This is a genomic window from Methylobacterium sp. AC433 (assembly GCF_979253015.1).
In genome coordinates this window covers 97,083-119,608 of sequence record NZ_CEEDBN010000011.1, presented here as the reverse complement: position 1 = coordinate 119,608, position 22,526 = coordinate 97,083, and the positions used below count along the sequence as shown (strand labels likewise).

Here is a 22,526-nt window from a genome sequence, read left to right as displayed (position 1 = left end):
AGCGGGCGAAGGGATTCGAACCCTCGACCCCAACCTTGGCAAGGTTGTGCTCTACCCCTGAGCTACACCCGCTCACACCCGTCATGGCCGAGGGGACCCTCGTGCCGAGACGGTTCGTCGTCTCAACGAAGCAAAAAGCCGCCTCTCAGCGGCTGTCGCTCCGGTCGTCTCGTTCGGTAAATTGGAGCGGGCGAAGGGATTCGAACCCTCGACCCCAACCTTGGCAAGGTTGTGCTCTACCCCTGAGCTACACCCGCTCACAACCGCGCCGCTGATGGGAAAGAACCCGCCGGCGGCCCCGGACGGCGTCTCTAAACACCATTCCGCCGGGCGTTGCAAGCGCTGAATCCAAGCGCGGAAGACCGGGACCGTTTGCCGGCGTCATGCCGGCTGCTCACGGCTGCCACTGCGCGGCCGGGGCCAGGCCTTCGCGGATCTCGCGCAGGCGAGCCCGGGTGGCGGTGGTGGTTTCGGCCGGCAGCGCATCCAGCGGGAAGAAGCCGCAGGCCGCGATCTCGCGGTCGGGGCGCTTCGGGGCCAGCACCGAGAAGCCGGCGGCCACATAGAGGGCGACGTGGTCGCGGCCGACCGCCGAGAGGTTGTGGTAGAAGCCGTGTAGCCGCATCGGACGGCCGAGATCGACCACGATCTCGGCCTCCTCGCGGAACTCCCGGACCATCGCCGTCACCGCGCTCTCGCCCGCCTCGATGCCGCCCCCCGGCAGGTGCCAGCCCGGCACGTAGGTGTGGCGCACGAGGCAGACCCGCCCCTCCCCGTCGATGGCGACACCCCGAACGCCCAGCGTCATGCCGCGCGTGGCCAGGGCGCCGTAGTGGATCAGGCGCCGCATCCAGGGCTTCTGGAGGAGCATGCGGCTCAGACGACGCGCAGGTGGATGGCGCCGAGTCCGTCGATGGCGGCCGTCATCGTCTCCCCGCGCCGGACCGCGCCGACGCCCGAGGGCGTGCCGGTGAAGATGAGGTCGCCCGGATGCAGCTCGAAATAGGTCGACAGGAGCGCGACCTGCTCGGGGATCGACCAGATCATCTCGGAGAGATCGCCGCGCTGCCGTTCGGCCGCATCCACCGCCAGGGTGATGGCGCCCCGCACCGGATGGCCGATGGCCGAGGCCGAATGGAGCGGCCCGATCGGCGCCGAGGCGTCGGCGGACTTGGCGAGGTCCCAGGGCCGCGCCAGGCGCTTGGCCTCGTCCTGCACGTCGCGCCGGGTCATGTCGAGGCCGACGGCGTAGCCGTAGACGTGGTCCAGGGCGGAGGCCTCGGGGATGTCGCGGCCGCCCAGCCCGAGAGCCGCCACCATTTCGACCTCGAAATGGTAGTTCTCGGTGCGCGGTGGATAGGGATGGTCGAGCGCCGCGTCGCCGGTCACGATCTGCAGGGTGTCGGCGGGCTTCATGAAGAAGAACGGCGGCTCGCGGTCGGGATCCTTGCCCATCTCGCGGGCGTGCGCGGCGTAGTTGCGGCCGACGCAGTAGACCCGCCGGACCGGAAAGAAATCGTCGCTGCCGACGATCGGCAAGGCGGTGCGGGGCGGGTTCGGGATCACGGACAGCATGGGTCTCTCCAACCTCGTCTCTCGGCCGATGCGGCGCGGCGCCCCGTCGCTCGCCCTGCACAGGACGCCGCGCCATCCCTATCATAGGCACGAGGCCCGGCCGCGCCATCCCGCCGCCGCCCGCGGCCTGCCGTTGCGAGACCCGTGGTGACCGACCCTTCCCGCCTGCTGGCGCAACTCGCAGCGCATCTCGGCGCCGACCACGTCCTGACGAACCCGGCCGACCTCGCGCCCTACCTCGCCGAGACCCGCGGCCTGCAGCGCGGCCATGCTTTGGCGGTGGTGCGGCCCGCAGACACGGAGGCGGTCGCCTTCGTGGTGCGCGCCTGCGCCGAGGCGGGGGTGCCCGTGGTGGCCCAGGGCGGGAATACCGGCCATGTCGGGGGCGGCTTGCCGCAGGGGGGCATCGTCCTCTCCCTGGCGCGGCTGAACCGGCTGCGCGCGCTCGATCCCGTCAATGCCAGCATCACGGTGGAGGCCGGAATGGTGCTGGCCGACGTGCAGGCTGCCGCTGCGGCCGCCGGGATGCTGTTTCCGCTCTCGCTGGCCTCGGAGGGATCGTGCCGGATCGGCGGCAATCTCTCCACCAACGCGGGCGGAACGGCGGTGCTCGCCTACGGCAATGCCCGCGACCTCGTCCTCGGCCTCGAGGTGGTGCTGGCCGACGGCCGGATCTGGAACGGGCTGAAGGGACTGCGCAAGGACAATGCCGGCTACGACCTCAAGCACCTGTTCCTCGGCTCGGAAGGAACCCTCGGCCTGATCACGGCGGCGGTGCTGAAGCTCTACCCCCGGCCGACCTCGCGATCCGTGGCCTTCGTCGGGCTCACCTCGGTGGAGGCCGCCCTCGCGTTGTTCGGAAGCCTGCGGGCCGAGGCCGGCCCGGCCCTGACCGCCTTCGAGTACATCGCGCCCTTCGGCCTGGAGATCGTCCTGCGCCACCGGGCCGGGGCGCGCCGGCCGCTGGCCGGGTCGCACGCGGCCTACGCCCTGGTGGAACTCTCGACCCACCGCCCCGGCGAGGATGCCGGCGCGTTGCTGGAGGCGCTCCTCGCCCGGGCCCAGGACCAGGGGTTCCTCGGCGACGCCGCCCTGGCGGCGAGCGAGGCGCAGGCGAACGCCTTCTGGGACCTGCGCGAGAGCCTGTCGGAGGTGCAGAAGGCCGAAGGCGCCTCGATCAAGCACGACGTCTCGGTGCCGCTTTCCCGCCTGCCCGCGTTCCTCGCCCGGGCGACGCAGGCCTGCGAGGCGGAGATGCCCGGCCTGCGCGTCTGCGCCTTCGGCCATTTCGGCGACGGCAACATCCACTTCAACCTGAGCCAGCCCCCGGGCATGGACCCCGCCGCCTTCCTGGCCGCCTGGGAGCGCTTCAACCGGATCGTCCACGACATCGTCGCGGCGCTCGACGGCTCGATCGCGGCCGAGCACGGCGTCGGCCTGCGCAAGCGCGCGGAACTGGCGCGCTACGCCGACCCCGTCGCCCTCGACCTGATGCGCAGCCTCAAGGCCGCCCTCGACCCGGGCAACATCCTGAACCCCGGCAAGGTTCTTTCGGATGAGGCTCCGCAGGCGGAGGTCGCGCCCGGGCCGGTGTCATCCGGCTTTTTGGAAGGCTCAACAAAATTTTAGTCGGAACCGCATGTGGATCGCATGGATTGGTGTTGTGCGGCGCACAAAGCCTTGCCAGATTGTGGACGGCAATGCGCCACAAATCGGCGCTGCTGCGGGCGGAAGAGGTTGCGAGACCACGATGGACGGCTGGTTGCAGTGCGGTGGGTTAGCCCGGTCTTAACCCTTCCGGCCTCTCTTAAAGAGAGAGCAGATCATACGTCGCGATCGAAGACCGAGCAGGAGACACGTTCGATGCCGACTTCCCAGGCGAGAGTCCCGACGGCCGAGGCAAGCCGCTACCTCAAGCAGCTCTGCCGCCATTGGAGCCACAAGTTCCCGGTGGAAGCCACCGAGGATGCCGGCCGCGTGCCCTTCGGCGGGGACCGGGTCTGCACCTTCGAGGCCGGTCCTGACGCGTTACTGATGCGGGTCGCGACCCCCGACCCGGCTGCCCTGACGCGGCTCGAGAACGTGGTTTCCGACCATCTCCTGCGCTTCGCTTTCCGCGAGAACCTCGGCGAGATCACCTGGTCCCGCGCCGCCTGAACCGCCGCCACGGCCGACCCGTCCCGCCCGCGCCCACCGAGGGTTGACCTGCCGTCCCGAGACCTGATCTTGAGCGCACGTCGCTGAAGGCAGCATCGGGAGACAGGCATGGACGGGATCGCGCAGACAACCGCTGGGTCCACACCGACCGGGGCCGCGCAGCCACTGGGATCTCAGCATGCCGAGCGCCTGCAGCGCCTGGCCGAGGTCGCCGTGAAAGTCGGCCTGGGCCTCCAGCCCGGCCAGGAACTCGTGATCACCGCCCCGCTCGAGACGGTGCCGCTGGCTCGGCTGATCACCGAGCAGGCCTACAAGGCCGGCGCTTCCCTGGTGACCACCTTCTATGCGGACGACGCCGCCACCCTGGCGCGGTTCGCCTACGCCCCCGATGCGGCCTTCGACACCGCCGCCGGCTGGCTCTACAGCGGGATGGCCGAGGCCTATCGCAACGGCGCGGCCCGGCTCGCCATCGCGGGCGACGATCCCTCCCTCCTCGCCGGCCAGGATTCGGCCAAGGTGGCCCGTGCCAACCGGGCTCGGTCCAAGGCCTACGTGCCGGCCCTCGAACTCATCGCCAACTTCTCCACCAACTGGACGATCGTCTCGGCGGCGACGGCACCCTGGGCGCGCACGGTGTTCCCGGATCTGCCGGAGGCCGAGGCGGTGTCACGCCTGTGGGATGCGATCTTCGCGGCCTCGCGAGTCGACGGCCCCGATCCGGTGGCGGCCTGGGAGGCGCACAACGCCGCGCTGCATGCCCGGATGACGGCGCTCAACACCCATCGCTTCGCGGCCCTGCGCTTCTTCGGGCCCGGCACCGACCTCACGGTGGGCCTCGCCGACGACCACGAATGGTGCGGCGGCGCCTCGGCCTCGCGCAGCGGCATCGTGTGCAACGCCAACATCCCCACCGAGGAAGTGTTCACCACCCCCCACAAGGACCGGGTGGACGGCACCGTCACCAGCACCAAGCCGCTCTCCTACCAGGGCACCCTGATCGACGGCATCAAGGTGCGCTTCGAGGAGGGGCGCATCGTCGAGGCCACCGCCCGCACCGGCGGCGACGTGCTCGCCAAGGTGCTGGAGACCGATGAGGGCGCGCGCCGCCTCGGCGAGGTCGCCCTGGTGCCGGCCTCCTCAGCGATCTCCGCCTCGGGCCTCCTGTTCTACAACACCCTCTACGACGAGAACGCCGCGAGCCACATCGCCCTAGGTCAGGCCTACAGCAAGTGCTTCCGCAAAGGCGGCGTGGATTTCAGCGAGGACGACCTCGCGGCGCGTGGGGCCAACCGCAGCCTCATCCACATCGACTGGATGATCGGATCGGACCGGATCGACGTCGACGGCCTCTCCGCCGAAGGCCGGGCGGTCCCGGTGATGCGGGCCGGGGAATGGGTCGCCTGAGCCGGCCCTACCCGCCCGATCGGGTCTGACTTCGATCGGCGTGCGTTCGCCCATCGTGTGCGGGCGCACGCCGAACCTGATCGTCGGATTGACGTGGGCAAATTTCCCACGCATGGTCGGGCCGTGGTCGCACCGGCCACGGACCTGCAGCCGCCCCGACGGGCAGATGCTCCGAACCCGCTTCCGAGTCCCGCATTCTGGGGACCGTTCGATCACTGCGCTCCGCGTTTGCCGGCGCACGCACGCGGCGATCGAAGCGGCCTATCCCGATGCCGTCCGGGCGCATGCATGTGCCGTCCGGGACGGACGACCTGCGTCGGCCGGCGGATCGGACCCATCGTCCGGGCTCGCGATCTCCCGTGGGAGACAACGAGGATCTCATGACCAAGACCCTACTTCTGGCCGGCCCGATGGCCGCGCTGCTCGCCGGAGCGGCTTCCGCCGCCGACCTTCCGCGCCGCGTGGCGCCGCCCGTCTTCACGGCGGTCCCGGTCTTCACCTGGACCGGGTTCTACGCGGGTCTGAACGCCGGCTACGGCTTCGATGCCAATAGCAGCAGCGGCGCCACCGTCATCGGCACCACGGCCGCTTCGGGCATCATCGCCAACGGCGCCGCGCCGGGCCTCGTCGCCTTCAGCAACCGCAACGCCAACGACGGCTTCACCGGTGGTGGCCAGATCGGCTACAACTATCAGTTCACCCCTGGCTCCGGCTTCGTCGTCGGCATCGAGGCAGATGCGCAGTATCTCGGCTTCGGCACCAATCGGAACACGGCGTCCTTCGTCGGCACGCCCAATGCCGACCTGACCTTCGTCAACCCGAACGGCCTGTCGAACCTCGATTACTTCGGCACCGTGCGCGGCCGCCTCGGCTACGCCTTCGACCGCACCCTGGTCTACGGCACCGGCGGCTTCGCCTATGGCGGCGGGGGCGGCTCCAGCTTCGGCCTGCCCAACAGCACCAGCGACACGTTCCGCACCGGCTGGGCCGCCGGCGGCGGCATTGAGTACGCCCTGCCCACGGACTCGTTCCTGAACTTCTTCAAGTCCTCTGCGGTGACCGTGAAGGTCGAGGGCCTCTACGTCAGCCTCGACCGCAACAGCACCAACGGCGTGTTCGCTTACTCGAACTCCACCGGAGCCCAGTACAGCGTCTCCGGCACGAGTTATGCAGCCGCGACGGGCTACACCAGCCGCCGCTCCGACGACTTCGCCGTCGTCCGCGCCGGACTCAACTACAAGTTCGGCACGTACTGATCCGTCGGCCGAACCCGCCTTTGGCCTGAGCATCCCCAGCCCGATCAGACTGGCCGCTCAGTCAAACGGAGCCCCGGGAGCGATCCCGGGGCTCTGCGGCACCCGACGGAGAGCCTCAGAAGCCCGGCCCCTTCGCGGCGCCGAGGATGCGGGTGGGGCGTCCCTCGCTGCCGCCCTGCAGGACGACCACGTAGGAATCGGCGTCGGCGACCTGGGCCGCGTGACGCGGCACTTCGAAATGGGATGCATGTCCCGTCCAGGGACCGATCCGGTGCATCCCGCGCACGACGTTGATGTAATCGAAGACTTGGCCCTTGTTCTCGCCACCGCCGATGGCGATCCGGCGGCGGCGCATCACCGGCAGCAGCCAGAGCTCGGCCTTGGCGTCCGCCACGGAGCTCGCGGCGACGTCGATGCAGATCCGGTCGCCCTCCTCCCAGCTCCGGACCGGGACCTGGACCGGGCTGCCCGCCCGGGCGCGACGCAGCGCCCGCTCCAGGGAGTTGCGGTCCGAGCGGATCATCGAGGGCTCGCCGTTGACGATGGCCTGGGGCGTGAAGACCTGCCGCTCGCCGCGCAGGGACGCGTAGGCCCGCTGCCGCGCCGTGAAGGCGGGCTGGGCGTAGACATCTTTCCAGCCGAGATAGTCCCAGTAGGTGATCGGGAAGGTCAGGGCGATGATCCCGGGTTCGCGGGCGAACTCGGCGAGTACCCGCGATGCCGGCTGACAGGCGGCGCAGCCCTGGCTGGTGTAGAGCTCGATCACCACCGGGGTACGCTCCCCGGCCCGGACCTGGGCCGCACCCGCCGCCAGGACGCCGCCCGCGAGGAGCAGGGCAAGGCACAGGCCGGCGGTCCGGCGCGGGAGGGGCGTGGCGACGCGGCTCATGGGATCAGGATACCGTCGCCCGGCCATTCCCGGTCATCACGGTCGCTCGATTCCCGCCCGGCCCTGCCGCGTCCGGCCCCGGTGTCTGGGCCGGTTTCGGCTTCGGCAGCATCGCGGGGCGCCAGCGCCGGTGCATCCAGAGCCATTGCCCGGGATTCTCGCGGATCCATCCCTCGATCACCCGCGTCATCGCCTGCATCGCGCCCTGGACGTCGATGGCGCCGGAGGCATCGCGGGGCAGGTCGAGAGGTGGGGTCAGCTCGAGGTGGAAGCCCGACCCGTCGCGCCGGACCACCCGCGCGCCGTGGAGGGGGCATTCGTAATGGCGGGCGAGCTTGCCGAGCAGCGGGTTGACCAGGACGGGCTTGCCGAAGAACTCCACCACGACGCCGCGGGTGAAGTGCTGGTCGATGAGCTGGCCGAGATGGCCGCCGCGCTCGACCACGCCCTGCATGGCGAAGACCGCGCCCTGCCCCGCCGCCGCCAGGCCGCCCATGGTCTGGCGCCGGACCTCCTGCACCAGGCGGGCGGAGGCCGCATCGTTGGGGGGGCGGAAGATCGCGGTGGCGTCGAGGCCGAAGCGGGCCGCGCAGATCGCCGGCAATTCCCAGTTCGCCAGATGGGCCGAGAAGATCAGGCCCGGCTTGCCGTCATCGCGCAGATCGGCAAAGTGGCTCTCGCCCGCGACCGTGATGCGCCGGCTGGCCGTGAGATCGGCCGGGTCGATGTCGATCAGAGTGTGGAGATGGGCGTATTCCGCGCCGGTACGTCCGAGATTGTCCCAAGCCTCCAGGGCGAGGGCGCGGATTGCGGCCTCGTCGCGCTCCGGAAACGCGGCGCGCAGGTTCGCCATCGCGGTGCGGTGGGCGGGCAGGAAGGGGCCGATCGTCCGGACGATCCGGCCGCCGAGCCGGCTCGCACGCTCGGCCCCGAGGCTTCGCGCCAGCCAGAACAGGCCCCGGATCAGGGGAATCATCGCGAGCCCGGCGAGGCGTGGCAGGTTGCGCTTCAGGACGAGGGCGAGGCGAAGCAAAACGAATCCCGTGACGCGGGACGTTCCGGCGACGACCCTGGTTCCTGGCATAATTCATTTTTACGCGGGTGGGCACCCGTGTGCGCTGCAACTCAGAGCGTCACGAGGATCTTGCCGAACACCTTCCGCGATTCCAGCCGCTCGAGCCCCTGCGCGAAATCGGCGAGCGGCAGGACCGTGTCGATCACCGGCGTGATGCCCTGGGCCATCTTGCCCATCGCATCGCGGATGTTAACCATCGAGCAGCCGAACGAGCCGGTGATGCGGTACTGCTGCTGGAACAGCTGCATCAGGTTCATGGTGGTCGAGACGCCCGAGGTGGAGCCGCAGGTGACGAGGCGCCCGCCGCGCTTCAGGCACAGGAGCGAGCCGTTCCAGGTATCGGGTCCGACATGCTCGAACACCACGTCGACGCCCTTGCGCTTGGTCAGCCGCCGGACCTCGCCCTCGAAGCGCTCCTCGCGGTAGTTGATGACGTGGTCGGCGCCGAGCGCCTTGGCTTTCTCGCCCTTGGCGTCGTCGCCCACCGTGGTGAACACGGTGCAGCCGATGGCCTTGGCCATCTTGATCGCCGCGGTGCCGATGCCGGAGCCGCCGGCATGGACGAGGATGCTCTCGCCCGGCTCCAGGCGGGCATTGTCGAACAGCATGTGCTGCACGGTGCCGAAGGCCACCGGGGCGCAGGCCGCATCGGTGAAGCTGACGCCGTCCGGGATCTTGATGCCGAGGCGCGCCGGCATGGTCACCCGCTCGCGGGCGAAGCCGTCGATGTGGAAGCCCATCACTCCGGAGACGTCCTCGCAGAGGTTGTCGCGGCCCTCACGGCAGGCCTTGCACCGGCCGCAGGTCTGGGCGCCGTACATCGCCACCCGGTCGCCCTCGGCCAAGCCTTCGACGCCCTCGCCGACGCAGACGATCTCGCCCGAGGCCTCGGCCCCGACCGCGAGCGGCAGCTTGCGCTTGGCGAAGGCCATGCCGCGGAAGCCCCACACGTCGATGAAATTGAGGCCGACCGCACGCACGCGGATCTGGACCTCGCCGGGGCCGGGTGCGGCCGGTTCCGCGACATCCTCGAGGCGCAGGTCGCGGTCACCGTGGAGCTGGAGGGATTGCATGGGGCTCGCTTCTGTTCGCGGGGCGCCGCGGATGCCCCCGCGAGGGCCGGGCGTTCATGCGCCTCTCGCTAGCCTTCGCGGGACGAGGCATCAACCCGTGGGGTCGGCGTCACTCCGGCGACAGGTAGCGCCGTCGGGCCCAGCCGAGGATGGGGCCGGCCTTGACCCGGCACCAGGTCAGCCCGCTCGGGGTCTCGGCGGTGCAGCCGAAGCCGCGCAGGCGGGCGCCCACCGGGGCCTGCCCGAGGGCGGGCGCGGCGGCGTCGGGCGTCTCGCGGATGCTCAGGGACTCGCCGCGCGGAAGGCCATCAACGCGGAACGCCTCGGCCGCAGCGGTCGGGCCGGCGGCGAGGATCACGAGGGCCAGCGCGACGGAGACCGGGAGCATGAGGCGCGGGGACATCGAGCGCGGGGACATCAAGCCCAGGGACATGGCAGGCTCGCCCTCAGGAGCGGTGGACGCCCATCATCGCGGTGAGGCCACCGTCGACGGGCAGCACCGCGCCGGTGATGTAGGCGGCACCCTCGCCCATCAGGAAGGCCGCGAGGGCGGCGACGTCCTCCGGCCGGGCGAAGCGGCCGGCGGGGATCTGGCGCTCCATGCTGGCGCGGTAGGCGGCGTAGGGGGCCATCATCCCGGTATCGATGAAGCCCGGCGCGATCACGTTGACGGTGACGCCGCGCTTGGCCGATTCCACCGCCAGAGTGCGGCAATAGGCGATGAGGGCGCCCTTGGTGGCGGCGTAGGCGGCGTTGCCCGGATTGGCCCGCAGGGCCGCCACCGAGCCGATGGCGACGATGCGTCCCGCGCGCGCGCGGGTCATGTCCCGGACCAGGGACTTGGCCAGGCGCGTCAGCGACCAGAAGTTCACCTGCATGGCGGCCTCGGCCCGGTCCTGGTCCAGCATCGCCGCCAAGGCGTCGTAGGACTGGCCGGCATTGTGGACGAAGCCGTGGAAGCCGTCGCCGGCCTCGAGTTCCTCGCAGAACGCCTCGACGGCGGTGCGGTCGGCGAGGTCGAGGGCCTGCGCGGTGATCGTGCGGCCGGGATGGGCCGCCGAGAGCTCCCCGACCAGCCCCTCGGCGGCCTCGGCGGAGGAGCGGTAGGTGAAGGCGACGTCGTGGCCGGCGGCGACCAGCGCCCGCACGATCGCCGCGCCGAGGCCGGAAGTGCCGCCGGTGACGAGGACGCGGCGGTTGGGCTCCGTGTTGCTGTCCGTCCTCATGCCGGCTCGTCCGCCAGCACGAGGCAGGTGTTCTGGCCGCCGAAGCCGAAGGAGTTCGACAGCACCCGCCGCACAGGCACGTCGCGGGCCTCGGCCACGATGTCGAGGGGGATGGCGGGGTCGGGCACCGCGTAGTTGATGGTCGGCGGGATGCGGCCGTGTGCGATGGTGAGGAGCGAGATCACCGCCTCGACCGCACCGGCGGCCGTGAGGGTGTGCCCGATCATCGATTTGTTGGACGAGACCGGCAGGGCGCGGATGCGGTCGCCGAACACGGCGGCGCAGCTCATCGCCTCCATCTTGTCGTTCTCCGGGGTCGAGGTGCCATGGGCGTTCACGGTGTCGATGGCATCGGGGGCGGTGTCGGCGTCCTCCAGGGCGGCGCGGATGGCCGCGATGCCGGGAGCGCCGTCGGGGCTCGACCGGGTGCGGTGGAAGCCGTCGCCCTTCTCGCCGCACCCGAGCACGTAGCCGAGGATCTTCGCGCCGCGGGCGCGCGCCGCCGCGGCGTCCTCGAGCACGAGAGCGCCCGCGCCCTCGCCCATGACGAAGCCGTCGCGGTTCTTCGAGAAGGGCTTCGAGGCGGCCTCCGGCGGGTCGTTCTGCGTGGAGAGGGCCGAGAGCAGCGAGAAGCGGATCAGGGATTCCGGGTTCACCGAGCCGTCGGTGCCGATGCAGAGGGCGGCGGTGACCTCGCCGCGCCGGATGGCCTCGACGCCGAGCTGGATCGCGGTGGCGCCGGACGAGCAGGCGGTGGAGAGCGAGATCGGCGAGCCCTTGGTGCCGAAGCGGTCGGCGATGTGATCGGCCACCGTGCCGAAGATGAACAGGTCGTGCCAGGGGTCGAAGCGCCGGCTCGCGGCGGCGCGCTGCAGGTCGGTGTAGGTGATCGGACCGTTCTGGCCGGAGGCCTCGGCCAGGGCCTGGCGCTGCGGCCACTCGATCTCCACCGGAGGCACGGCGATGAACAGGGCACCGGGAAAGTCGCCGGGGCGGCCGATGCCCGATTGCGCGATCGCCTCGTCGGCGGCGGCCTCGGCGAAGCGCTGCGACAGGGCCGGCGCCACGAGCGGGTCGGTGTCGAGGAAATCGACGGTGCCGGCGATGCGGGTGCGCAGGCCCTCCGTGGGGAAGCGCCGGATGGCGTGAATGCCGGACCGGCCTGCCGTCAGCGCGGTCCAGTTGTCGGCCTGTCCCTGCCCCAGGGAAGTGACGATGCCGAGGCCGGTGACCGCCACCAGGGGCCGGCCCTTCGCGTCTCGGACCTTGTCGTCCCGGACTCTGGCGTCACGGAGAGGTTCGTTCGTCATTGCGCCGTCTTACACTCTTTTCGCACTCTTTTCGCCGCTGCCGGAGCCCGGGGGTCGTCCCGGGTCAGGCCGCCGTCACCCGAATCACGCCCTCGCCCCTGCGGTGGCCCACCACCGTCACCGCCACCTCGTGCAGGCCCCGCTCGGCGACGAGCGCTGCCGCCAGGGCTGCGCCGAAGGGCGCCACCGTCTCGAGGGAGTGGCCGGTGAGATCGCCCAGGGCCGTCACGGCCACGCCCGGCGCGAGGCGTGCCAGGGCAGCGCCTTCCTCGGCCGTGATCGGGGCGACGCCGGTGGCCCCGGCGAGAATCACTTCCGGAGCCTCGACGCCCGTCGCCGCCCAGAGGGCGGCAAGGCTGGCCTCGGTGCTGCCCGGTATGCGCTTCGTTCGGTCGCTGCCCACCGGGCCGAGACGGGCGAGGGCCCGCGCCCCGCGCGCGGCGGCGTGCTCGGCGGCTTCCAGCACCAGGAAGGCGGCAGCGCTGCCGAGGATGAAGCCGGCCTCGTCCTCCGGGCTGCGGTCGAAGACCGGGCGGAAGTCGCGGGCGCGCAGGTAGCCGCCCATCTCGTGGATCACCATGACGTCCGGGCGCTCGGCGCTGTAGGAGCCGCCCACCAGCATGCAGTCCACCTGGCCTGAGGCGATCCGCGCCTGGGCGATGCGCAGGGCGTCGGTGCCGGCGGCCTCCTCGCCCATGAAGGTGCGCGAGGCGCCGGTGACCCCGTGGACGATCCCGATATTGCCGGCGAGCAGGTTCGAGAGCTGGGCCAGGAAGAGGGTCGGGCGCAGGTCGTTCTGCAGGTGCTCGTTGAGATAGGCGCCCGGATCGGCGGCCTCGCGCAGGCCCGTGAGTATCGCGCCGTCCACCGCCGTGTCGCGCTCGCCGCCGCCGGCCGAGACCACGAGGTGCATGCGGCCCTTGAGGTCGGCATCGCCCTTCACCCCGGCGGACTCGAGGGCGAGGCCGGCGGCATAAACGCCGAGGCGCTGCCAGGGCTCCATCTGACGCTGGTCGGATTTCTTCGGGATCTGTCCGTCGAAGGCGAGCGGCGCGACCGGATGCACCGTGTAGGGCGCGAAGGTCTCTGTGTCGGTGCGCGCCGGCGTACCCGCTTCGAAGGCCGCGAGATGGGCCGCGATGCCCTCGCCCGCGCAGGAGACCAGGCCGATGCCGGTGACGACGACGTCGCGCGAAATGCTCATCTCACCCCGTCGCTCATCTCATGACACTCACGTCGGCACGGTCGCGGGCCGGCCCGGTCATGCGGGCTCGCCCGCGAGATCGAACAGCCCGATCCTGCGCGCCCGCTCGCGCATGGGCGCGTCGAGGCCGGCCGGGAACGGCATGGTGCGGAAGCGCAGTTCGGCATTGGCCAGCGGCTTGCCGTCGTGGCGGATCGCCGCCTTGGTCACCGCGTAGCCCGAGCCGTCATGTTCGAGGCTCGCCTCGATCTGCAACTCGGCGCCCGGGCCGACGAACGAGCGGAATCGCGCCTTGTCGACGCCCATCAGGAACGGCATCTGCCGAAACCCCAGATGGGCGAGCACGAGGTAGCCCGAGGCCTGCGCCATGGTCTCGGTGAGCAGCACGCCCGGCACCAGCGGGTGATCGGGGAAGTGCCCCTCGAAGACCGGGCTCTCCATCGGCACGCGGGCCAGGGCCTCGATCCGGCCGGCCTCCCGGTCGAACTGGGTCACGGCGTCGATCATCTCGAAATATTCGAGGCGCATGGCGTCCTAAGGTCCCGTGCGGGCGGGTGTTTCGAAGGGGCCGCGCCGGTGCCGAGAGGGCCCGGGCGGATCGGGCTCAGGCCTTGGCGGCCTTCTCGGCCACCAGGGCGTCGATGCGGGCGCAGAGGTTCTTCAGGACGAAGTACTCCTCGGCCGGCACCTTGCCCTCGTTGACCTCCTGGGTCCAACGCTCGAGGGGGAGCTTGATGCCGAAGGCCTTGTCCACCGCGAAGGCGATGTCGAGGAAGGCGAGCGAATCGATCCCGAGATCGTCGATGGCGTGGCTCTCGGGCGTGATCGTATCGCGCGGGATGTCGGCGGTGTCGGCGATGATGTCCGCGACGCGGTCGAAGGTTGCGGTGTGGGTCTGGTCGGACATGCGTTCTCGCCGTGTGACTGGGTATCCCACCGGATTCGGCCCGTGCCGATCGGGGGCCGGAGCGATCCGGCGCATGGTGCCCGGTGCCCCCGGTCGCGCAGCATGCCCCGTGGGCCGGCGCTGCTGCCGCCCTGGACAGTGAAGGCGGTCCCTTACACGAGGGGTGTAGGAGGGGCAACCTTGGCCATCACGGCGTCGCGATCGGGCCGTCGCCTCCATTCCGATCCCGCGACGATGGACTAGATGCACGGGCAGGACGTGCCGCCGCGGGCGGTCCCCAAGAGGTCGAGCGAGACGATGGCACATCTTCCCTCCGTGACGCCGGCCGGAGCGCCGCCCGCGGGCGGCCCCGACCCGCGCCCGGCCCCCGACCGTCCGACGCGTGCGGGCGCGCACCCGCTGCCGGGCCCGGCGCAGAGCCTGGCCCGGCTCGCCCTGGTTGTCGCTCTCGCGGGGCTCGGGATCTGGGTGCTGCACCACTTCATCCCGGCCCTGGTCTGGGCGGTGATCCTGGCGATCGCCCTCGGGCCGCTCTACGCCCGCGCCGAGCGGCGCTGGCCGCCGGGCCGGCACAACATCCTGCTGCCCCTCCTGTTCACTGCTGCGGTGGCCCTGGTCTTCCTGATCCCCCTCGTGGTGCTGGGGGTGCAGGCGGCGCGAGAGGCCCACGACGTGGTCGCCTGGGCGCGCTCCTTCGAGAAGTCCGGCATCCCGGTGCCGGACATCCTCGGCCATCTCCCCTTCGGCGCGGCGCAGGCCCAGGCCTGGTGGGCGGAGAACCTGAGTCACCCCGCCGCCGGCTCGGAGCTCCTGCACCGCTTCGACAATTCCTCGGTGATCGGGGTGACCCGTAGCCTCGGCGCGCAGATCGTCCGGCGCGTCGTGCTGTTCGGCTTCACCCTGGTGGCGCTGTTCTTCCTGTTCCGGGACGGCCGCGCGGTGGCCGCGCAGGTGCTCACCGCCAGCGCGAGGCTGTTCGGCCCGCGGGGCGAGCAGGTGGCGCGGCAGATGGTGGCCTCGGTCCACGGCACCGTGGACGGGCTCGTCCTGGTCGGCCTCGGCGAGGGCGTGCTCCTGGGGATCGTCTACTACCTCGCCGGCGTGCCGCACCCCGTGCTGCTCGGTGCGCTGACCGCGGTGGCGGCGATGATCCCGTTCGGGGCGCCGCTGGTCTTCGGCATCGCGGCCGCGATCCTGCTCGCCAACGGCGCGGTGGTGTCGGCGGTGGTCGTGGTGGTGGCGGGCTTCGTCGTCACCTTCGTGGCGGACCACTTCGTGCGTCCGGCGCTGATCGGCGGCACGACCCGCCTGCCCTTCCTCTGGGTGCTGCTCGGCATCCTGGGCGGCGTCGAGACCTTCGGCCTCCTCGGCCTGTTCCTCGGCCCGGCGGTGATGTCCGCGCTGATCCTGCTCTGGCGGGACTTCACGCAGGCCGAGCCCGCCGAGGCACCCCGGGCCTGAGGCCCGGGGTCAGGGGCCGCGCCTTACGCCGGGCGCGGCAGCTTGCAGCTGTCGAGGGCGTTCAGGGCCTTGGCACGGGCGGAATCGTTGAAGTAGCCGGTGCTGCGGTAGGCATCGAGTTCGCCCTTGTCGAGGCTCGCGAGCGTCTGGTTCGCGTAGCAGCCGCAGGGGCGCGCGAGGGAGACTTCGGAGACGTTCTGCAGGCGGGCCTGGGTGACGGTGCAGGCGTGGCGCACGCGGCCCGTCAGGTTGCCGGCGGAGGCCGTCTTCAGCGCCGGATCGGGCGTGTAGCCTTCGAGCGACGCGGTGGGTCCGGACTTGTTGGCGTTGCAGGCGGCGACGAGCGAGAGCAGGCCGGCGGCGAGCAGGAGCCGGCCGGTGCGCGGGGCGATGGAGCGCATGGAATGATGGGTCCGTGAAAGCGATTCGGGAACGAACCGGTTTCACGTCCGTGCCTCCGCCGCGCAAGGGCGCCGGAGCCACACTGGAACGGCAAACGCCGAAGCCTCCGGGAGGCTCCGGCGCACCGAGGGATTCAGCCGACGATGTCTGAATCCTGGAAGAACTGGGCGGTCTCGGCCTTGGCGTTCTCGAGGCTGTCGGAGCCGTGCACGGTGTTCTCGCCGACCGACTCGGAGAAGGTCTTGCGGATGGTGCCCTCGTCGGCGTTGGCCGGGTTGGTGGCGCCCATCACTTCGCGGTACTTGGCGACGGCGTTCTCGCCCTCGAGCACCTGCACGACGACCGGCCCGGAGGTCATGAATTCCACGAGCTCGCCGAAGAACGGGCGCTCCTTGTGGATCTCGTAGAACTTCTCGGCCTGGGCGCGGCTCATCTGGATGCGGCGCTGGCCGACGATGCGCAGGCCCGCCTTCTCGATCACGGCATTGACCGCTCCGGTCAGGTTCCGCTTCGTCGCGTCGGGCTTGAGGATGGAGAAGGTGCGCTCGCTGGCCATGGTCCGTCCGGTTGTGATCGCTCAGCCGAAAATGGCTTCGGCGCCGGGCTTATAGCGGGCGGGCTCCCGGCCCTCAACCCGAGGCGGATTCGCGGTGGATAACAGTGCCCACGGCGCCGATTTTCCCGCCGCCATGGCTTTGGCGCAACAGCGCCAGAAAAACGCCCGAATGCGGACGCCTCCTGTGGCCAGACGATCACGGCCCTCCCCGAGGGGGCAACTCCGATCCCTGCCGACCCTCTGGCCGCCGGCGTCCAGCCGCAGCCACGCCACATGGAGACCAGGACATGCGCGTCGCCTTCACCGCCGCCCTCATCCTCGCCGGCCTCGCCCCCGCCTCCGCAGCGCCGGCCCAGGACCCGTCGGGCACCTGGCTCACCGGGGACGGCCGCGCCAAGGTCCGCATCGACCGCTGCGGACCGGGCGCCGCCAACATCTGCGGGAAGGTGGTCTGGGCCAAGACCGCGACCAACGAGGACGGCACCCCGCGCACGGACATCAAGAATCCCGATCCGAAGAAGCGCGGCCGTCCGGTGATCGGCCTGACGCTCCTCGACAACCTGAAGCCCGAGGAGGCCAAGTTCTCCGGGGAGATCTACAACGCCGACGAGGGCAAGATGTATCAGGTCAGCCTGGAGCGGGAGAGCGGCTCGGAGCTGTCGGTCTCCGGCTGCCTGCTCAAGGTCCTCTGTGGCTCGCAGACCTGGACCCGGGTGCCGGACGTGAACCAGCAGGCCTCCGCGGCCACGCCCGAGACAACCCCGGCACCCCGGCCCGCGCCGAAGGCCGCCAAGGCCGCGCCCGCGAAGGCCGCTGCCCCGGCCGACTGACGGCGCCCCTGGCGACGGCACCCCAGATCGGGGCGCTCCAAGTCAGACCGCCGCGAAGCCCCGCTGCACGGCCGGCCGCGCCATGACGCGGTCGAGCCAGGCCCGCACGTGGGGCACGCTCGCGAGCTCGATGCTCTGCTTCTCGTGGTACTTCGCCCAGGGCAGGATCGCGATGTCGGCGATGGAGAAATCGCCCGCCACGTAGTCGCGGTCGGCGAGACGCTTGTCGAGGACGCCGTAGAGGCGCTGCGCCTCTGCCGTGAAGCGGTCGATGGCGTAGGGGATCTTCTCCTGGGCGTAGATGCGGAAGTGGTGAGCCTGGCCGAGCATCGGCCCGAAGCCGCCGATCTGCCAGAACAGCCACTCGTCCACGGCCACCCGCGCGCGCTCGTCGGCGGGATAGAGGCAGCCGGTCTTGCGCCCGAGATACTGCAGGATCGCGCCGGATTCGAACACCGTGATCGGCTCGCCGCCCGGGCCGTCCGGATCGACGATGGCGGGAATCTTGTTGTTGGGCGAGATCTTCAGGAAGTCCGGAGCCATCTGGTCGCCGCGGCCGATATTCACCGGCACCACCCGGTAGGGCAGCCCGCACTCCTCCAGCATGATCGGGATCTTCCAGCCGTTCGGCGTGCTCCAAGTGTGCACGTCGATGGGTTTTCCCGGCGCGTGTGCCATGCGGTTTTTCCGACCCAGTTCAGGCTCGCTCGATGCCCCGGAACAATCCGGGACGCGAGCGGAAGGTTGCAGACTCCGTGCCGGCGGCACGAACGGTGGATCGTGCCGATGCCCGTGCAGATGGCGCTTGCCCTCGCTCAGGGTTGTGGCTGTGATGCGGCCGGCCCGCCAGATGGCGGCGCCCAAACGTCCCGGGGGTCGTCATGCTGTCGTTCCGTTCGCGTCGCACCAGTGCTTTGTTCGCGGGCTTGCTGCTCCTGGCAAGCCCCCTCGTTGTGACAAGTCCCCTCGTCTCCGGCGGTGCGCTGGCGCAAGCGGTGGCGGCGCCCAAGCCCGCCAAGGAGCTCAGCGTCGGCCAGAGCGCGGCCCGCGAACGCCAGAAGAAGTGCGGCGCCGAGTGGCGCGCCCTCTCGGTCGCCGACAAGGCCGCGCAGGGACCGAAATGGCCGCAGTACTACAGCAAGTGCGTGAAGCGCCTGAAGCAGGTGAAGGCCTGAACCGCCCCCGCCGCCCGGCCTTCGTTCCGGGCGGTTCAGGGTCATTCGCGGACCACCGAGGAACGTAAGCCTGACCGTCCCGGTTTCCGATCCTGGCAGGGTGACTCCGGACGGGCGCGACGATGCGGGAACGGCAGGCGCTACAGCGCGCGGTGGCGGTGATGGCCCTGGTCCCGGTAGCGTCCGGCCTCTACGGCGTTCTGTTCGGCCTCAACGGGATCGGCCGCGGCGGCCTCGTCGACGTCTCGGCCGACAGTCATTTCCGCTACCTCTCCGGCCTGCACATGGGCATCGGCATCCTTTTCTGGACCTGCGTGCCGGGCATCGAGGCCAAGACCACCCTGTTCCGCTTCCTCACCCTGGTGGTGGCGCTCGGCGGCCTCGCCCGCTTGCTCGGCTGGGCGCTCACCGGTCTGCCCTCCTTCCTGATGATGGCGGCGCTGGCGGTCGAACTCCTCGTCACCCCCCTGCTCTGCCTGTGGCAGGCCCGGATCGCGGCCCGCCCGCCTGAGGCGTCGCCGCCCGGGATCGCCGGGTGAGCACCCTCGCCGATAGACGTCTCCGCTTGCCGGACCGGGTGCTCGCCGCCCTCGAGCGCGTGGTCCCCAAGCCCGCCGCCTGGGCCTTCGCCGTGCGGATCTGGCTCGCGATGATCCTCGCGCTCTACGCGGCCTTCTGGCTGCAGCTGTCGAGTGCCTCCTCGGCGGCCGTCTGCGTGGCGATCCTGGCCCAGCCCAAGCGCGGGCAGGCCCTGTCGAAGGCCCTCTACCGCTTCCTCGGCACCCTCGTGGGTGCGGCCGTGGCCATCGTCCTGATGGCGCTGTTCGCGCAGGACCGGGTCGTGCTCCTCGTGGCCTTCGCGACCTGGCTCGGCCTGTGCGTCTTCACCGCCCACTTCCTGCAGGATACGCGGGCCTATGGGGCCATGCTGTCCGGCTACACCGTGGCGATCATCGCCATCGCCCACATCGACACGCCGCAGAGCACCTTCGACGCGGCCGTCGACCGGGTCGCGGCGATCACCCTCGGCATCGTGGCGATCACCTTCATCAACGATGCCCTCGGCTCGCCGAGCATCTGGCGAACCGTCCGCGACACCCTCGGCGACGCCATCGCCGAGACCCGGACCTTCGCCCGCGAGACCCTGACGCGGGGCGATGCCGGCTCGGAGCGCACCGCTGCGCTGATCCGCAGGATCGCCGCCCTGCGGGGCGACGCCGGCGCCATCGCGGGCGAGCTCGACGACGGACCGGACCGGGCCGCAGGCGCCCGCAGCGCCATCGCGGCGCTCTACGTGATGGCGGCCGCCGCCCGCCACCTGCGGGCGGCCGTCGCCCGGCTGTCCGCCCCGACGGCCGCCGTCGCGGAGGCGCGCGCCCTCTGCCTCGCCCTGACCGAGCCGGAGCCCGATCCGGCCGCGGCCGTGGCGCGCCTGTCGGACCTGGTCGAAGACGCCGTACGCGCGAACGACCAGCCCCTCGACGCGATCCTGGCCCTGCAGCGCGCCCTCGACTTCGCCCGCGCGGCCCATTTCGCCGCCGACGGACACCGCGTCCTCGCCTGCGGCGGGCGTCCCCTGCGCGACGTGCCGCTCCCGACCCATCGCGACGTGCCCGAGGCCCTGCGCGGCGCGATGCGGGTGGTGATCGCCTTCGGCCTGACCGCTCTCCTTCTCGTGGCCGCCGGCTGGCCCGCCACCTCCTTCGCCCTGGTCCAGGTGGCGGCGACCTGCTCGCTCTCCTCGACCACGCCCGATCCGCGCGTCTTCGCCAAGGGCGTGCTCATCGGGATGCCGCTCGCCGCCCTCTGCGCCGGGATCGTGCTGTTCGGGGCACTCGCCGGCGTGCAGGGCTTTCCCCTGCTGGCCATCGCCATGGCGCCGGTGGTCTTCGCCGCCTGCTTCCTCAGCCTCAACCCGCCGACCTTCGGGATCGGCTTCATCCTGCTGGTATTCTTCCCCGTGCTGCTCTCGCCCGCCAACCCCCAGAGCTACGACCCGCAGGGGTTCCTCACCAACGCGTTCCTGGTGGTCTTCGCGGCGCTGATCCTGTTCTTCACCGTCCGGGTCATCCTGCCGGTCTCGAACTGCCGGCATCGGGCCTTCGCCCTCGACTCGGCCCGGCGCGCCCTGGTGGAGGCCCTGGCCGGCCGGGGCGGCGATGCCACGACCCGGACCAGCCTCAACAGCGACCGCCTTCTGCAATTCGCCCGCTGGAGTTCGGGCAGCGCCGCCGTGCGCCGGGCGAGCCTCGACCGCGCCTTCGATCTCGCCCGGATGGAATCGGCGGCCGCTCGCGCCCATGCGCAGTTGCGCGGCCTCGCCCGGGACGATGCCCTCGCGGCGGTCGCGGGCCAGGCCCGCACCGCTCTCGCGAGCGTCGATGCCGGCCGGATCCGGGAGGCGGCCGCAGCCCTCCTCGCCACGGGTGCACCGGCAACTCCGGCCACCCGCCTGCATCTCGCCCGGGCGGTGAGCGACCTCACCACGGTCGCCCACGTCGCCGAGGGCCAGGGGCGTTTCCTGCGCCGCCTCGGCATCCGGGCCTCCTGATGCGCAGCGACCTCGATCTCGGCGGCGTGCTGCTCTCGCCCTTCGTGGCCTACGCCGCCGGGGCGCTGGCGATCCTGGTCGTCCTGCGCCTACTCTTCGCGCGCCTGCGCATCGCCCGCTACGTCGCCAACCCGCCCCTGGCGGAGGCCGGCCTCTACGTCTGCATCCTTGCCCTCCTGATCGTGTTCCTGTGACGATGGCTCAAGACCCGCCCGCCGAGACCACCGCCGCAGAATCGAAGGCCCGGCCATCCGCCTCGGGGCCGGACACGAGCCCTCGCGCTCCCGGGCGCGGCCGCCGGGTGCTGCGCCTGCTGGTCACCGGGCTCATCCTGGCCTGCGCCTTCGTCGCGGCGGCCCTGGTCTGGCAGTTCTACGTCACCGCCCCCTGGACCCGCGACGGGCGGGTACGCGTGCAGGTCGCCAGCGTGGCGCCCCAGGTCTCGGGCCAGATCACGGAGCTGCGCGTCGCCGACAACCAGACCGTGAAGAAGGGCGACGTCCTCTACGTCATCGACCCCTTCGACTTCGAGGTCTCGGTGACCTCGGCCCAGGCCGAACTCGACAACCGCGAGGCCGACCTGCAGGTCAAGCAGACCCAGGCCGCCCGGCGCGAGGCGCTGACCACCCTCTCGACCTCCGTCGAGGAGAAGCAGCAATATGCCGGCACCGCCAAGATCGCCGAGGCAGCGGTGGCCTCGGCCAAGGCGCAGCTCTCGCAGGCCAAGGTCAACCTTCAACGCACCCAGGTGCGATCGCCGGTGAACGGCCGGGTGACGAACCTCCTCCTGCGCCCGGGCGACTACGCCACCACCGGCACGGTCAACATCGCCGTCATCGACACCGATTCGTTCTGGATCGACGGCTACTTCGAGGAGACCAAGATGGCCCATATCCACGTGGGCGACCCGGTCTCGGCCGAACTCCTCGGCTACGACCCCCTGATCCGCGGCAGGGTGGAGAGCATCACCCTGGGCATCAGCACCGCCAACGCCGCCGCGAGCACGCAGGGCCTGCCCAATGTCGATCCGGTCTACACCTGGGTCCGCCTCGCCCAGCGCGTGCCGGTGCGCATCCGGATCGAGCGGGTGCCCGAGGGCGTGACCCTGGTCGCCGGCATGACCGCCACCGTCTCGGTCGGCGAGCCCGGCGCCCACCGCCAGGACTGGCTCGCCCGCCTGCGCAGCCGCTTCACCGCGGCGGCTGCTCCCACCCCGTAGGCTGTGATGCCGGGCCGTCCGGTTGCATGGACGGCCAAGGGGCTGTGCTACAACACGTTTTCAAGGCTGCGGCGATGGGAATGAATACAGTCGCGAAAACGCGCAAATAGGCTCTTGACGCATCATCGATCTGGTCGCACCTTGTTGTGGTGCTTCGACGGCAAAGCACAGCTCAAGCAACGAGGAGGCCCTGATCGGTAAACGATCATGACCGACGAGAAGCAGGAGATGCGGGAATGACTCCACCCCAGCAGGC

The 22,526-nt window shown here is 71.0% G+C and carries 26 protein-coding genes and 2 tRNA genes; 12 read left to right on the top strand and 16 right to left on the bottom strand.

Features of this window, described 5'->3' with window-relative positions; all coding sequences use genetic code 11:
* The 4 genes from AC0IWM_RS16090 to AC0IWM_RS16075 all read right to left on the bottom strand — a co-directional run bounded on the left by AC0IWM_RS16090 (position 1) and on the right by AC0IWM_RS16075 (position 1,575).
* Positions 1–72: transfer RNA gene (locus tag AC0IWM_RS16090), tRNA-Gly, on the bottom strand.
* A 110-nt stretch (positions 73–182) separates the two neighbouring features.
* Positions 183–257, bottom strand: a tRNA-Gly gene (locus AC0IWM_RS16085).
* A gap of 137 nt (positions 258–394) precedes the next feature.
* Positions 395–871, bottom strand: coding sequence for an NUDIX domain-containing protein (locus tag AC0IWM_RS16080; protein ID WP_471756616.1), 477 nt, complete (start codon positions 869–871; stop codon positions 395–397).
* A 5-nt stretch (positions 872–876) separates the two neighbouring features.
* Positions 877–1,575, bottom strand: coding sequence for a fumarylacetoacetate hydrolase family protein (locus AC0IWM_RS16075; protein ID WP_471756614.1), 699 nt, complete (start codon positions 1,573–1,575; stop codon positions 877–879).
* Between AC0IWM_RS16075 and AC0IWM_RS16070 the strand changes: the two genes are divergently transcribed.
* The 5 genes from AC0IWM_RS16070 (at position 1,574) to AC0IWM_RS16050 (ending at position 6,392) form a co-directional block, all read left to right on the top strand.
* Positions 1,574–1,726 (top strand): hypothetical protein, encoded by a 153-nt coding sequence (locus AC0IWM_RS16070; protein ID WP_471756612.1) that lies wholly within the window; start codon positions 1,574–1,576, stop codon positions 1,724–1,726. The two genes, AC0IWM_RS16075 and AC0IWM_RS16070, sit on opposite strands and share 2 nt — an antisense overlap.
* Complete coding sequence (locus tag AC0IWM_RS16065; protein ID WP_471756610.1) at positions 1,723–3,204, top strand: FAD-binding oxidoreductase; 1,482 nt, start codon at positions 1,723–1,725, stop codon at positions 3,202–3,204. Before AC0IWM_RS16070 ends, AC0IWM_RS16065 begins: the two co-directional genes overlap by 4 nt.
* A 234-nt stretch (positions 3,205–3,438) precedes the next feature.
* Complete coding sequence (locus AC0IWM_RS16060; protein WP_471756608.1) at positions 3,439–3,732, top strand: DUF2218 domain-containing protein; 294 nt, start codon at positions 3,439–3,441, stop codon at positions 3,730–3,732.
* A gap of 108 nt (positions 3,733–3,840) precedes the next feature.
* Positions 3,841–5,136, top strand: a complete 1,296-nt coding sequence (locus AC0IWM_RS16055; RefSeq protein ID WP_471756607.1) for an aminopeptidase — start codon at positions 3,841–3,843, stop codon at positions 5,134–5,136.
* Positions 5,137–5,516: 380 nt separating this feature from the next.
* Entirely contained in the window at positions 5,517–6,392 is an 876-nt protein-coding gene (locus AC0IWM_RS16050) for an outer membrane protein (protein WP_471756605.1), read from the top strand.
* Positions 6,393–6,507: 115 nt separating this feature from the next.
* Here AC0IWM_RS16050 and AC0IWM_RS16045 read toward each other — a convergent pair whose 3' ends face one another.
* The 9 genes from AC0IWM_RS16045 to AC0IWM_RS16005 all read right to left on the bottom strand — a co-directional run bounded on the left by AC0IWM_RS16045 (position 6,508) and on the right by AC0IWM_RS16005 (position 14,076).
* On the bottom strand, positions 6,508–7,281 hold the full coding sequence (locus AC0IWM_RS16045; RefSeq protein WP_471756603.1) for a DUF1223 domain-containing protein: 774 nt from the start codon (positions 7,279–7,281) through the stop codon (positions 6,508–6,510).
* Between the two features lie 4 nt (positions 7,282–7,285).
* A complete protein-coding gene (locus AC0IWM_RS16040) occupies positions 7,286–8,314 on the bottom strand; it encodes a lipid A biosynthesis lauroyl acyltransferase (protein ID WP_471756601.1) in 1,029 nt (342 codons plus the stop codon).
* A gap of 92 nt (positions 8,315–8,406) precedes the next feature.
* A complete protein-coding gene (locus AC0IWM_RS16035) occupies positions 8,407–9,429 on the bottom strand; it encodes a zinc-binding dehydrogenase (protein ID WP_471756599.1) in 1,023 nt (340 codons plus the stop codon).
* A 109-nt stretch (positions 9,430–9,538) separates the two neighbouring features.
* Positions 9,539–9,817, bottom strand: coding sequence for an SH3 domain-containing protein (locus AC0IWM_RS16030; RefSeq protein WP_471756708.1), 279 nt, complete (start codon positions 9,815–9,817; stop codon positions 9,539–9,541).
* Positions 9,818–9,875: 58 nt separating this feature from the next.
* Positions 9,876–10,655 (bottom strand): SDR family NAD(P)-dependent oxidoreductase, encoded by a 780-nt coding sequence (locus AC0IWM_RS16025; RefSeq protein ID WP_471756597.1) that lies wholly within the window; start codon positions 10,653–10,655, stop codon positions 9,876–9,878.
* The gene (locus AC0IWM_RS16020; RefSeq protein WP_471756595.1) at positions 10,652–11,965 is read right to left on the bottom strand and encodes a beta-ketoacyl-ACP synthase; all 1,314 of its coding nucleotides are present in this window, start codon (positions 11,963–11,965) and stop codon (positions 10,652–10,654) included. The genes AC0IWM_RS16025 and AC0IWM_RS16020 overlap by 4 nt, the downstream gene beginning before the upstream one ends.
* A 64-nt stretch (positions 11,966–12,029) precedes the next feature.
* On the bottom strand, positions 12,030–13,169 hold the full coding sequence (locus AC0IWM_RS16015; protein ID WP_471756593.1) for a beta-ketoacyl-ACP synthase: 1,140 nt from the start codon (positions 13,167–13,169) through the stop codon (positions 12,030–12,032).
* A gap of 57 nt (positions 13,170–13,226) precedes the next feature.
* Positions 13,227–13,697 (bottom strand): 3-hydroxyacyl-ACP dehydratase FabZ family protein, encoded by a 471-nt coding sequence (locus tag AC0IWM_RS16010; protein ID WP_471756591.1) that lies wholly within the window; start codon positions 13,695–13,697, stop codon positions 13,227–13,229.
* Between the two features lie 76 nt (positions 13,698–13,773).
* On the bottom strand, positions 13,774–14,076 hold the full coding sequence (locus AC0IWM_RS16005; protein WP_055949487.1) for an acyl carrier protein: 303 nt from the start codon (positions 14,074–14,076) through the stop codon (positions 13,774–13,776).
* A 297-nt stretch (positions 14,077–14,373) separates the two neighbouring features.
* Between AC0IWM_RS16005 and AC0IWM_RS16000 the strand changes: the two genes are divergently transcribed.
* Entirely contained in the window at positions 14,374–15,537 is a 1,164-nt protein-coding gene (locus AC0IWM_RS16000) for an AI-2E family transporter (RefSeq protein WP_471756589.1), read from the top strand.
* Between the two features lie 23 nt (positions 15,538–15,560).
* Here AC0IWM_RS16000 and AC0IWM_RS15995 read toward each other — a convergent pair whose 3' ends face one another.
* A complete protein-coding gene (locus AC0IWM_RS15995) occupies positions 15,561–15,938 on the bottom strand; it encodes a hypothetical protein (RefSeq protein WP_471756587.1) in 378 nt (125 codons plus the stop codon).
* Positions 15,939–16,072: 134 nt separating this feature from the next.
* Complete coding sequence (gene ndk / locus AC0IWM_RS15990; RefSeq protein WP_471756585.1) at positions 16,073–16,495, bottom strand: nucleoside-diphosphate kinase; 423 nt, start codon at positions 16,493–16,495, stop codon at positions 16,073–16,075.
* Positions 16,496–16,782: 287 nt separating this feature from the next.
* On the opposite strand from ndk, the gene AC0IWM_RS15985 reads away from it, so the two are divergent.
* A complete protein-coding gene (locus AC0IWM_RS15985; protein ID WP_471756583.1) occupies positions 16,783–17,325 on the top strand; it encodes a DUF2147 domain-containing protein in 543 nt (180 codons plus the stop codon).
* Between the two features lie 42 nt (positions 17,326–17,367).
* Here the strand turns inward: AC0IWM_RS15985 and AC0IWM_RS15980 are convergent, their stop codons facing one another.
* Entirely contained in the window at positions 17,368–18,003 is a 636-nt protein-coding gene (locus tag AC0IWM_RS15980) for a glutathione binding-like protein (RefSeq protein WP_471756581.1), read from the bottom strand.
* A 275-nt stretch (positions 18,004–18,278) separates the two neighbouring features.
* On the opposite strand from AC0IWM_RS15980, the gene AC0IWM_RS15975 reads away from it, so the two are divergent.
* The 5 genes from AC0IWM_RS15975 to AC0IWM_RS15955 all read left to right on the top strand — a co-directional run bounded on the left by AC0IWM_RS15975 (position 18,279) and on the right by AC0IWM_RS15955 (position 22,270).
* Positions 18,279–18,500 carry a hypothetical protein gene (locus AC0IWM_RS15975; protein ID WP_431739885.1) on the top strand — a complete coding sequence of 74 codons (222 nt, stop codon included), beginning with the start codon at positions 18,279–18,281 and terminating at the stop codon, positions 18,498–18,500.
* A 122-nt stretch (positions 18,501–18,622) separates the two neighbouring features.
* Positions 18,623–19,039 (top strand): DUF4345 domain-containing protein, encoded by a 417-nt coding sequence (locus tag AC0IWM_RS15970; RefSeq protein WP_471756579.1) that lies wholly within the window; start codon positions 18,623–18,625, stop codon positions 19,037–19,039.
* A complete protein-coding gene (locus AC0IWM_RS15965) occupies positions 19,036–21,051 on the top strand; it encodes an FUSC family protein (protein WP_471756577.1) in 2,016 nt (671 codons plus the stop codon). The genes AC0IWM_RS15970 and AC0IWM_RS15965 overlap by 4 nt, the downstream gene beginning before the upstream one ends.
* A complete protein-coding gene (locus tag AC0IWM_RS15960) occupies positions 21,051–21,245 on the top strand; it encodes a DUF1656 domain-containing protein (RefSeq protein WP_056468889.1) in 195 nt (64 codons plus the stop codon). Before AC0IWM_RS15965 ends, AC0IWM_RS15960 begins: the two co-directional genes overlap by 1 nt.
* A 2-nt stretch (positions 21,246–21,247) precedes the next feature.
* Positions 21,248–22,270 (top strand): efflux RND transporter periplasmic adaptor subunit, encoded by a 1,023-nt coding sequence (locus AC0IWM_RS15955; protein ID WP_471756706.1) that lies wholly within the window; start codon positions 21,248–21,250, stop codon positions 22,268–22,270.
* The last annotated feature ends 256 nt before the right edge of the window (positions 22,271–22,526 follow it).

Bases quoted from the DNA above. Each gene is read 5' to 3' on its own strand.
- AC0IWM_RS16010 (WP_471756591.1), bottom strand. From the start codon at position 13,697: ATGCGCCTCGAATATTTCGAGATGATCGACGCCGTGACCCAGTTCGAC.
- AC0IWM_RS16030 (WP_471756708.1), bottom strand. From the start codon at position 9,817: ATGCTCCCGGTCTCCGTCGCGCTGGCCCTCGTGATCCTCGCCGCCGGC.
- AC0IWM_RS16025 (WP_471756597.1), bottom strand. From the start codon at position 10,655: ATGAGGACGGACAGCAACACGGAGCCCAACCGCCGCGTCCTCGTCACC.
- AC0IWM_RS15955 (WP_471756706.1), top strand. From the start codon at position 21,248: ATGGCTCAAGACCCGCCCGCCGAGACCACCGCCGCAGAATCGAAGGCC.
- AC0IWM_RS16005 (WP_055949487.1), bottom strand. From the start codon at position 14,076: ATGTCCGACCAGACCCACACCGCAACCTTCGACCGCGTCGCGGACATC.
- AC0IWM_RS16020 (WP_471756595.1), bottom strand. From the start codon at position 11,965: ATGACGAACGAACCTCTCCGTGACGCCAGAGTCCGGGACGACAAGGTC.
- AC0IWM_RS16050 (WP_471756605.1), top strand. From the start codon at position 5,517: ATGACCAAGACCCTACTTCTGGCCGGCCCGATGGCCGCGCTGCTCGCC.
- AC0IWM_RS16075 (WP_471756614.1), bottom strand. From the start codon at position 1,575: ATGCTGTCCGTGATCCCGAACCCGCCCCGCACCGCCTTGCCGATCGTC.
- AC0IWM_RS16070 (WP_471756612.1), top strand. From the start codon at position 1,574: ATGGGTCTCTCCAACCTCGTCTCTCGGCCGATGCGGCGCGGCGCCCCG.
- AC0IWM_RS16060 (WP_471756608.1), top strand. From the start codon at position 3,439: ATGCCGACTTCCCAGGCGAGAGTCCCGACGGCCGAGGCAAGCCGCTAC.
- AC0IWM_RS16055 (WP_471756607.1), top strand. From the start codon at position 3,841: ATGGACGGGATCGCGCAGACAACCGCTGGGTCCACACCGACCGGGGCC.
- AC0IWM_RS15985 (WP_471756583.1), top strand. From the start codon at position 16,783: ATGCGCGTCGCCTTCACCGCCGCCCTCATCCTCGCCGGCCTCGCCCCC.
- AC0IWM_RS15960 (WP_056468889.1), top strand. From the start codon at position 21,051: ATGCGCAGCGACCTCGATCTCGGCGGCGTGCTGCTCTCGCCCTTCGTG.
- AC0IWM_RS15980 (WP_471756581.1), bottom strand. From the start codon at position 18,003: ATGGCACACGCGCCGGGAAAACCCATCGACGTGCACACTTGGAGCACG.
- AC0IWM_RS15970 (WP_471756579.1), top strand. From the start codon at position 18,623: ATGCGGGAACGGCAGGCGCTACAGCGCGCGGTGGCGGTGATGGCCCTG.
- AC0IWM_RS16015 (WP_471756593.1), bottom strand. From the start codon at position 13,169: ATGAGCATTTCGCGCGACGTCGTCGTCACCGGCATCGGCCTGGTCTCC.
- ndk (WP_471756585.1), bottom strand. From the start codon at position 16,495: ATGGCCAGCGAGCGCACCTTCTCCATCCTCAAGCCCGACGCGACGAAG.
- AC0IWM_RS16035 (WP_471756599.1), bottom strand. From the start codon at position 9,429: ATGCAATCCCTCCAGCTCCACGGTGACCGCGACCTGCGCCTCGAGGAT.
- AC0IWM_RS16045 (WP_471756603.1), bottom strand. From the start codon at position 7,281: ATGAGCCGCGTCGCCACGCCCCTCCCGCGCCGGACCGCCGGCCTGTGC.
- AC0IWM_RS15995 (WP_471756587.1), bottom strand. From the start codon at position 15,938: ATGCGCTCCATCGCCCCGCGCACCGGCCGGCTCCTGCTCGCCGCCGGC.
- AC0IWM_RS16000 (WP_471756589.1), top strand. From the start codon at position 14,374: ATGGCACATCTTCCCTCCGTGACGCCGGCCGGAGCGCCGCCCGCGGGC.
- AC0IWM_RS16080 (WP_471756616.1), bottom strand. From the start codon at position 871: ATGCTCCTCCAGAAGCCCTGGATGCGGCGCCTGATCCACTACGGCGCC.